This window comes from Inquilinus sp., from assembly GCF_057815775.1.
Genome location: NZ_JBYRFX010000471.1, coordinates 20,192 through 28,061 on the forward strand (window position 1 = coordinate 20,192; position 7,870 = coordinate 28,061).

Annotated in this window: 6 protein-coding genes and 1 pseudogene; 5 read left to right on the forward strand and 2 right to left on the reverse strand. The window is 70.5% G+C overall.

Annotated features, from left to right (window positions below; genetic code table 11):
• Nucleotides 1-24 precede the first annotated feature (24 nt).
• A pseudogene (locus tag AC3XYG_RS16760) lies at nt 25-1,070 on the reverse strand (threonine synthase).
• Between the two features lie 254 nt (nt 1,071-1,324).
• Here AC3XYG_RS16760 and iolE point away from each other — a divergent pair.
• The 5 genes from iolE (at nt 1,325) to AC3XYG_RS16785 (ending at nt 6,463) form a co-directional block, all read left to right on the forward strand.
• On the forward strand, nt 1,325-2,224 hold the full coding sequence (gene iolE / locus AC3XYG_RS16765) for a myo-inosose-2 dehydratase (protein ID WP_489140990.1): 900 nt from the start codon (nt 1,325-1,327) through the stop codon (nt 2,222-2,224).
• On the forward strand, nt 2,224-3,108 hold the full coding sequence (locus AC3XYG_RS16770; protein ID WP_489140991.1) for a ChbG/HpnK family deacetylase: 885 nt from the start codon (nt 2,224-2,226) through the stop codon (nt 3,106-3,108). The genes iolE and AC3XYG_RS16770 overlap by 1 nt, the downstream gene beginning before the upstream one ends.
• Nucleotides 3,109-3,183: 75 nt before the next feature.
• Nucleotides 3,184-4,170 carry a rhizopine catabolism ABC transporter substrate-binding protein gene (locus AC3XYG_RS16775; RefSeq protein ID WP_489140992.1) on the forward strand — a complete coding sequence of 329 codons (987 nt, stop codon included), beginning with the start codon at nt 3,184-3,186 and terminating at the stop codon, nt 4,168-4,170.
• 14 nt (nt 4,171-4,184) lie between these two features.
• On the forward strand, nt 4,185-5,297 hold the full coding sequence (locus tag AC3XYG_RS16780; RefSeq protein ID WP_489140993.1) for an ABC transporter permease: 1,113 nt from the start codon (nt 4,185-4,187) through the stop codon (nt 5,295-5,297).
• Nucleotides 5,297-6,463 (forward strand): Gfo/Idh/MocA family protein, encoded by a 1,167-nt coding sequence (locus AC3XYG_RS16785; RefSeq protein WP_489140994.1) that lies wholly within the window; start codon nt 5,297-5,299, stop codon nt 6,461-6,463. The genes AC3XYG_RS16780 and AC3XYG_RS16785 overlap by 1 nt, the downstream gene beginning before the upstream one ends.
• Here the strand turns inward: AC3XYG_RS16785 and AC3XYG_RS16790 are convergent.
• Complete coding sequence (locus AC3XYG_RS16790) at nt 6,430-7,488, reverse strand: citrate synthase (RefSeq protein ID WP_489140995.1); 1,059 nt, start codon at nt 7,486-7,488, stop codon at nt 6,430-6,432. The genes AC3XYG_RS16785 and AC3XYG_RS16790 overlap by 34 nt on opposite strands.
• Nucleotides 7,489-7,870: the final 382 nt, after the last annotated feature.

A 7,870-nucleotide genomic window follows, 5' to 3' on the forward strand; every position in this document is an offset into this window, starting at 1 on the left:
GTGCCTCCCTGCCCCGGCTTCAGATCAAAGCGGCAACCCCATCAGCTCCGCCACCCGCTGGGTCGCCTTCAGCCCCGACCCGGTCAGCACCAGCACCGTGGTCTCGCCGGGCTTGATCGCGCCGGTCTCTTGCAGCTGCTTCAGCGCCGCGATGGTCGAGGCCGAGGTCGGCTCGACATACAGCCCGGCCCGGGCGAGCTGGTGAAGCCCGGCCAGGATCGCCGCCTCCGGCACCGCCACCGTCGCGCCGCCCGAGCGGCGGATGGCGGCCAGCACCTCCTTCAACCGCACCGGCCGGGCGATCGCGGTGCCTTCGGCGATGGTCGGGCCGATTTCGACCGGCACCGGATCGTCGACGCCAGCCTGGAAGCTGGCATGGATCGGCGCGCAGCGTTCCGGCTGCACGCCGAACAGCCGGGGCAGCCGATCGATCTCGCCGCTTCGCAGCAACTCGCCGAAGCCGATGTCGCAGCCCAGCACGTTGCTGCCCGCGCCCATCGGGATGATGACGTTGTAGGGCGCGCGGAAGCCCAGATCCTCCCACAGCTCATGGCCAGGGTCTTGGTGCCTTGCAGGAAGAAGGCCTGCCAGTTGTGGCTGGCGTAGAAGATCCGGTCGGCCTGGCGCTCCGCCTCATCGGCGGTCGCCTGGCGCGGGCCTTCGACCAGTTGCACCTCCGCGCCATAGGCGCGCATCTGCACCGTCTTGCCCGGCTGGGTCGAAGCCGGCACCAGGATCTTGGCGCGCAGGCCGCCGGCTGCGGCATAGCCGGCGACGGCCGCGCCGCCATTGCCGGAGCTGTCCTCCAGCACCGCGTGGATGCCCTGCTGGCGCAGCACCGACAGCATGACCGAGGCGCCGCGATCCTTGAAGCTGCCGGTCGGCATCACCCATTCCAGCTTGAACAGCGCCTCCAGCCCGTCGACCCGGCGCCGGACCAGCGGGGTGCAGCCTTCGCCGAGGCTGATCGGGTCGGCCACCGCCACCGGCAGGCTGGCGGCATAGCGCCAGAGCGAGCGTTGGCTGCGGTCGATGTCGGCTTTGGTGATGCCGAGCAGCGGCGAGATCATCAGCGGCCGGCCGGACGGGGCCCGCCACAGCGGCGTGGCCAGCGGCAGGCGCTGCCCGGTCGCCGGATCGACATACGCCGGATCCGATGCGATGCCGTCGGTCTCCACGCGAACCTCCCTGATATCTCGCCGCTACGATAGCGGCCGCTCTCCATCCCGCCAACTGGCACCTTCAAATTGGCCCGAACTGGCTCTCGTGATGAGGACAGATGCTCCTAAAATAGGCCCAACGCATTGCTGGAGCCGCGCCTGCCATGAGCGTGAAGATCGGCATCAATCCTATCACCTGGACCAATGACGACGTGCCCGAACTCGGCGGCGACACGCCGCTCGAGGTCTGCCTGGTGGAGACCCGCGCGGCGGGCTTCCGCGGCACCGAGCTGGGCGGCAAGTTCCCACGCGACAGCGCCACCCTCGACGCCGTGCTGAAGACCTACGGGCTGGAGCTGGTCTCGGGCTGGTATGACGGCCGCCTCCTGGAGCGCGAGGTGGCGGCGGAGTTCGACGCGATCCTGCCGCATCTGACCCTGCTGCGCGACCTGGGCGCGACCCGCGTCGTCTATGCCGACACCTCGCGCGGCCGGCATGACGGCATCTTCCGTCCGATCTCGCAGCGGCCGGTGCTGGCGGCCGAGGACTGGCCGGCCTATGGCGCCAAGATCACCCAGCTGGCGGAGCGGATGGCCGATTTCGGCGTCGGCATGGCCTTCCACCATCATATGGGCACCATCGTCGAGACTGATGCCGAGATCGGCGCCCTGATGGACCACAGCGGCGCCGCGGTCGGCCTGCTGTACGACACCGGCCATTGCGCCTTTTCCGGCGGCGACCCGGTGGCCCTGCTGGCCCGCCATATTGGCCGCGTCGTCCATGTCCACTGCAAGGATGTCCGCCCCGCTGTCCTGGCGCGCGCCCGCGCCGCCGACGCCAGCTTCATGGCCGCGGTCATGGACGGCATCTTCACCGTGCCGGGCGACGGCGCCATCCCCTTCCCCCGGCTGCTGGCGATGCTGGCCGAGCACGGCTATGCCGGCTGGCTGGTGGTGGAGGCGGAGCAGGACCCCGCCAAGGCCCATCCCGCCACCTATGCCCGCATGGGCTATGACAACCTCCGCGCCGCCGCCACCGCGGCGGGGCTGGTGGTCGAGCCCTGATGACCATCCAGGCCTCCTTCGCTGTCGCCGACCGCCGCCCCCAGGTGGTGATCAACATCGACGATGTCGGGATGTGCCACGGCGCCAACATCGCCTTCCTCGACCTTGCCGATCTCGGGCGCTGCGATTCCGGCTCGGTCATGGTGCCCTGCCCGTGGTTCTCGGAGATCGCCGAGGCCGGCAGCCGCGACCCGTCGCTGCGGCTCGGGGTCCACCTGACCCTCACCGCCGAGAAGGCGCATTACCGCTGGCGGCCGCTGACCCGGCCCAGCCGTGCCTCCGGCCTGGTCGACGACGACGGCTATCTGCACCGCTGCCCGGCGGACGCCCGCCGCCATGCCGCGCCGGAGGCGGTGGAGGCGGAGATGCGGGCGCAGATCGACGCGTTCTTCGGCGCCGGCCTGGTGCCCTGCCATTTCGATGCGCATCAGGGCGCGGCGCTGGCCCCGGAATTCGTCGATGCCTATGTCAGGCTCGGCGCCGAATACGGCGTGCCGGTGCTGTTCCCGCGCCGGATCGAGAGCTACGGCCCGGTCCACAATCTCGGCGCGGTGCCGGCGGCGGAGTATGAGGCACGGGCGGCGGCGATCGAGGCGGCCGGCGGGGGGCTGGTCGACCGGGTGCTGGAAACGCCGTGGCAGGCGGACCAGCCGGCGGCCGAGCGGTACCGCACCCTGTTCGGCGAGATCGGCCCGGGCGTGACCTTCATGGCGCTGCACGCCAACGCCCATGGCGATATCGAGGCGATCGAGCCGGGATCCGCCCGGATCCGGATCGAGGAATACAATGTGCTGCGCGCGGCGGACAGCGCGCCCTGGATCGACGAACTGCCGGTCCGGCGCGGCTGCCTGCGCGATCTCGGCCGCGAGTCCTCCTGGCCCTGATACCGGGATCTCCGCGCCCCGCAGGGTGCGGCAAGAAGCAAGAACAACGCGATCAACCAGACAGAGGGGTAGATCATGATGGGGATATCGAACGCCACGCTGCCGCGCGTCTTCGCCGTCGCGGCCCTGTCCGTCGCCACAGCGCTGGCCGCGGTGACGCCGGCCGCCGCCCAGATCAAGACGCCGGACAAGGTTCGCATCGTCTTCGTCACCCACGGCCAGGCCAACGACAATTACTGGAGCGTGGTGAAGAACGGCATGATGGCCGCGGCCGGCGCGCTGAAGGTCACGGTCGACTACCAGGCCCCTGCGACCTTCGACGTGGTCAAGATGGGCCAGATGATCGAGGCGGCGACGGCGTCGCATCCCGACGGGCTGGTCGTGTCGATCCCCGATGCCACCGCCCTGGAGGGCCCGATCGAGGCGGCCAAGGCCTCCGGCATCCCGGTCATCGTGATCGACACCGGCGAGGAGCAGGTGCAGCCCTGGGGCCTCGACCTGTTCGTCGGCGGTGGCTCGGAATACGACAACGGCGTCAAGGCCGGGGCGCTGATGGGCACCGCCGGGGTGAAGGACGCGGTCTGCGTCAACCACGAGGTCGGCAATGTCAGCCAGGACCAGCGCTGCCAGGGCCTGGCCGACGGGCTGGCCAAATCGGGCGGCAAGGCCACGGTGGTGGCGGTGACGCTGGACCCGACCGACGCCACCAGGCGGGTCGAAGGCTACCTGACCGCCCACCCCGGCACCGACGGCATGATGCTGCTGGGCACCACCCTGGCCGGGCCGATGCTGACCATGATGGACGAGCGCGGCTATGCCGGCCGGATCAAGCTCGGCACCTTCGACATCTCGCCCGAGGTGCTGGACGCGCTGACCGACGACAAGATGATGTTTGGCATCGACAACCAGCAATACCTGATGGGCTATTTGCCGGTCGTGCTGCTGGCCGGCAAGGCGATGTACGGCACCCTGCCGCAGGCACCGATCCGCACCGGCCCGTCCTTCGTCACCAAGGCCGAGGCCGGCGCGGTCAAGGCGCTGAGCGAGCAGGGCATCCGCTGACGAGGGGCCGCCGCATGGACAGCACCGTTTCCCCATCCCGGGTCGAACTCCGCGACCGGCGCCTGGCCCGGGCGGTCGCCCGCACCCTGCGCCGGCCCGAGCTCGGCGCCCTCGGCGCCACCGTCTTCGTCTTCCTGGTCTTCGCCGTCACCGCCGGCGACAGCGGCCTGTTCAGCGTGCTGGGCATCACCAACTTCCTGCAGGTGTCGGCCCAGCTCGGCATCCTGGCAGTGCCGGTGGCGGTGCTGATGATCGGCGGCGAATTCGACCTGTCGCTCGGCTCGATGGTCGGCTTCGCCGGCATCGTCATCGGCCTGTGCACCATGCAGTTCGGCCTGCCGATCTGGCTGGCGATCGTCATCGCCTTCGGCTTCGCCGTGCTGGTCGGGGCGGCGAACGGCCTGCTGGTGATGCGCACCGGCCTGCCCTCCTTCATCGTCACCCTGGCCGGGTATTTCGTGCTGCGCGGCCTGTCGCTGGCGGTCACCCGCACCATCACCGGCCGCACCCAGATCCCCTACATCACCAAGGGCACGACCGAGACCGAGACGGTGTGGCTGTTCGGCGGCAAATTCGCCGGCGGGCTGTTCCGCTGGCTCGGCCAGATCGGCGTCGTGCCGCTGCGGCCGGACGGAGTGCCGATGGTGCAGGGCCTGCCGATGTCGATCCTGTGGTGGGTCGCGATCACCGCCGTCGCCACCTGGATCCTGAGCCGGACGCGGTTCGGCAACTGGATCTTCGCGGTCGGCGGCGATGCCCAGGCCGCCCGCAGCGTCGGCGTGCCGGTGGCGCGGGTGAAGATCCTGCTGTTCATCGGCACCGCCTGCGCCGCCACCCTGTTCGCCACCATCCAGGTGCTGGAATCGGGGTCGGCCGACACGCTGCGCGGCACCCAGAAGGAGTTCGAGGCGGTGATTGCCGCTGTCATCGGCGGCAATCTGCTGACCGGCGGCTACGGCTCCGCCATCGGCGCGATGTTCGGGTCGCTGGTGTTCGGCACCGTCGAGATGGGCATCTTCTACACCGGCATCGACAGCGACTGGTTCATGGTCTTCCTCGGCCTGATGGTCCTGCTGGCCGTGCTGTTCAACAACTACATCCGCCGCAAGGCGACGGAGGCACGGTGATGACGGACCGTCTGAAGATCGGTGTCGCCGGCGGCGGCCTGATCGCCCAGGTCGAGCACATCCCGAACCTGCTGGCGCTGGGCCATCTGTTCGAGTTGACGGCGGTGAGCGACCCGTCGCCCGCCGTGCGGGCCGGGATCACCGGCCGCTTCGGCGTCGCCACCGTGCCGCGGGCGGAGGATCTGCTGGGGCTCGGTCTCGACGCGCTGGTGATCGCCGCACCCGACCCCTGGCATGCCGAGCTGGCCGGGCTGGCGCTGAAGGCCGGGCTGCATGTGCTGTGCGAGAAGCCGCTGTGCTACGGCCTGGCCGAGATTGACGCCCTGGCCGCGATCCGCCGCCGCACCGGGCGGGTGCTGCAGGTCGGCTACATGAAGCGGTTCGATCCCGCCTATGAGGCGGCGGTCGACCTGGTTGCCGGCAAGGGCGCACGGCTGCGCTACATCTCGGTCGAGGTGAACGACCCCGACGCCGCCCCGTTCACCGGCCATCACCGGCTGACGGCGGCCGACGACCTGCCGCAGGCGTTGCGCGACGACACCGCCCGCCGTCGCCGCGAGCAGGTCGAGGCGGCGCTGGGCTTCGTGCCGCAGGAGACGGTGTTCCGCGGCTTCGCCTCGGCCTATTGCTCCGCCCTGGTGCATGACGTCAACGCGGTGCACGGCCTGCTCGGCGCCATGGACCTGGCGACCGGGCCGGTGCTGGGTGCGACGATCTTCGCCGGCGGTGTCGGCGGCCAGGCAGCGGTGCAGCTGCGCGACGGCCGGGCGCTGTGGACCATGACCCATGTCGAGATCCCGGCCGTGCCCGACTACACCGAGCGCATCGCCCTGTATTTCGAGGACGAGATCGTCGAGCTGGTGTTCCCTGCCCCTTATCTGAACCATCACCCGACCCGGCTGACGATCCGCCGCGGCGCCGCCGGGGGGCTGGAGACGACGACGATCCGGCCGAATTTCGAGGAAGCGTTCCAGCGCGAGCTGGCCGGCTTCTGGGCCGCCATCACCGGCGCCGCCGCGCCGCGCAACACGATCGACGAGGCGCGGCGCGACCAGGCGCTGCTGATCGATCTGGCGCGCCATGCCGAAACGGCAGCCCGGGCGGCGGATACACCGCCCGGCGCCGACCAGGATCAGGCCGCCAGGCTGGGCTCGGGACCGACATAGCGGCTGTCCGGCCGCAGCAGCCGGCCGGTCTGCTCCTGCTCCAGAATATGCGCGGTCCAGCCGGCGACGCGGCCGACGGCGAAGACCGGGGTGAACAGCGACCGGTCGAGCCCGACCGCGTCGAGCAGCAGCGCCGTATAGAACTCGACATTGATGTCGAGCGGCCGGTCCGGCTTGTGGCGGTGCAGCGCCGCCAGGGCCGCATGCTCCACCGCCTCGGCCAGCGCGATGCGCGGGCTGGACAGGCCGGCCACCACGGATTTCAGCACGTCGGCGCGCGGGTCGCGGGTGCGGTAGATGCGGTGGCCGAAGCCCATCAGCCGGTGCCCGGCCGCCAGCTCCGCCTCGATCCAGCCGGGCGCCGCCTGGGCGCTGCCGATGGCGTCGAGCTTGTCGAGCACCGGCCCCGGTGCGCCGCCATGCAGCGGCCCCTTCAGCGCGCCCAGCGCCGCCGTGACCGAAGCCACTGCCCCGGCCCGGGTGGAGGCGACGACGCGGGCGGCAAAGGTCGAGGCGTTCAGGCCGTGATCGGCCACGGTGACGAGATAGGCGTCGAGCGCCCGCACCAGCCTGGAATCGGCCGGCGCATTGGCCAGCATGCGCAGCAGGTCGGCGGCGTGCCCGGCCGTCGCATCGGGCGCCACCGGCGCCAGCCCCCGGGCCTGGCGCACCAGCGCCGCCAGGAACACCGGCATGGCCGCGACCGGGCCGAGCGGCGAGCCATCCGTAGCATCCGCCAGGCCGGAGATCATCGTGCGCAGCCCGTCGACCGGCGGCAGCCCGGCGGCGGCCGGCAGCAGCCGCGGCAGCTCGGCGAAGGCCTGCAGCCGGGCGGCGCCCAGGCGCGGCTTCAGCTCGGTGATGTCGGCGAAGCCGTCCCACAGCAGCGCCAGCACGCCTTCGAAATCCAGCCGCCGCGCCGCGTCCTCGACCGGCATGCCGCGCACCACCAGCACGCCGCGCTGGCCGTCGACCAGGCTCATCACCGTCTCGGCGGCGACGACGCCGTCCAATCCTGTCGTCATCTCGATCTCCTCTTCGCAGGTGCAGCAGAGGTCGGATGGCGGCGATATATTGTCAATCTTGATAGATACGATCAATATATCTGGATGAAGTTGGCAAGCTTGAGACCGGGCGCGGTGCCCGACACCCAAAACCCACTGTCATTGCCGGGCTTGACCCGGCAATCCAGAAGATGTCGACAGACTCTGGATGCCCGGATCAAGTCCGGGCATGACAGTTTCGAGGAAAGAGCCTGCAAAGCAGCCCTCAGCCCCCGACCAGCCCCTCGGCGCGCCAGCGGGCCATGTAGGCGTCGATGATGGCGTCCAGCCGGGCCTTGCCGAAGCTGTCGTCATGGCCGGCATGGACGATGCTGATTGGCAGCGACCGCAGCAGGGCGAAGGA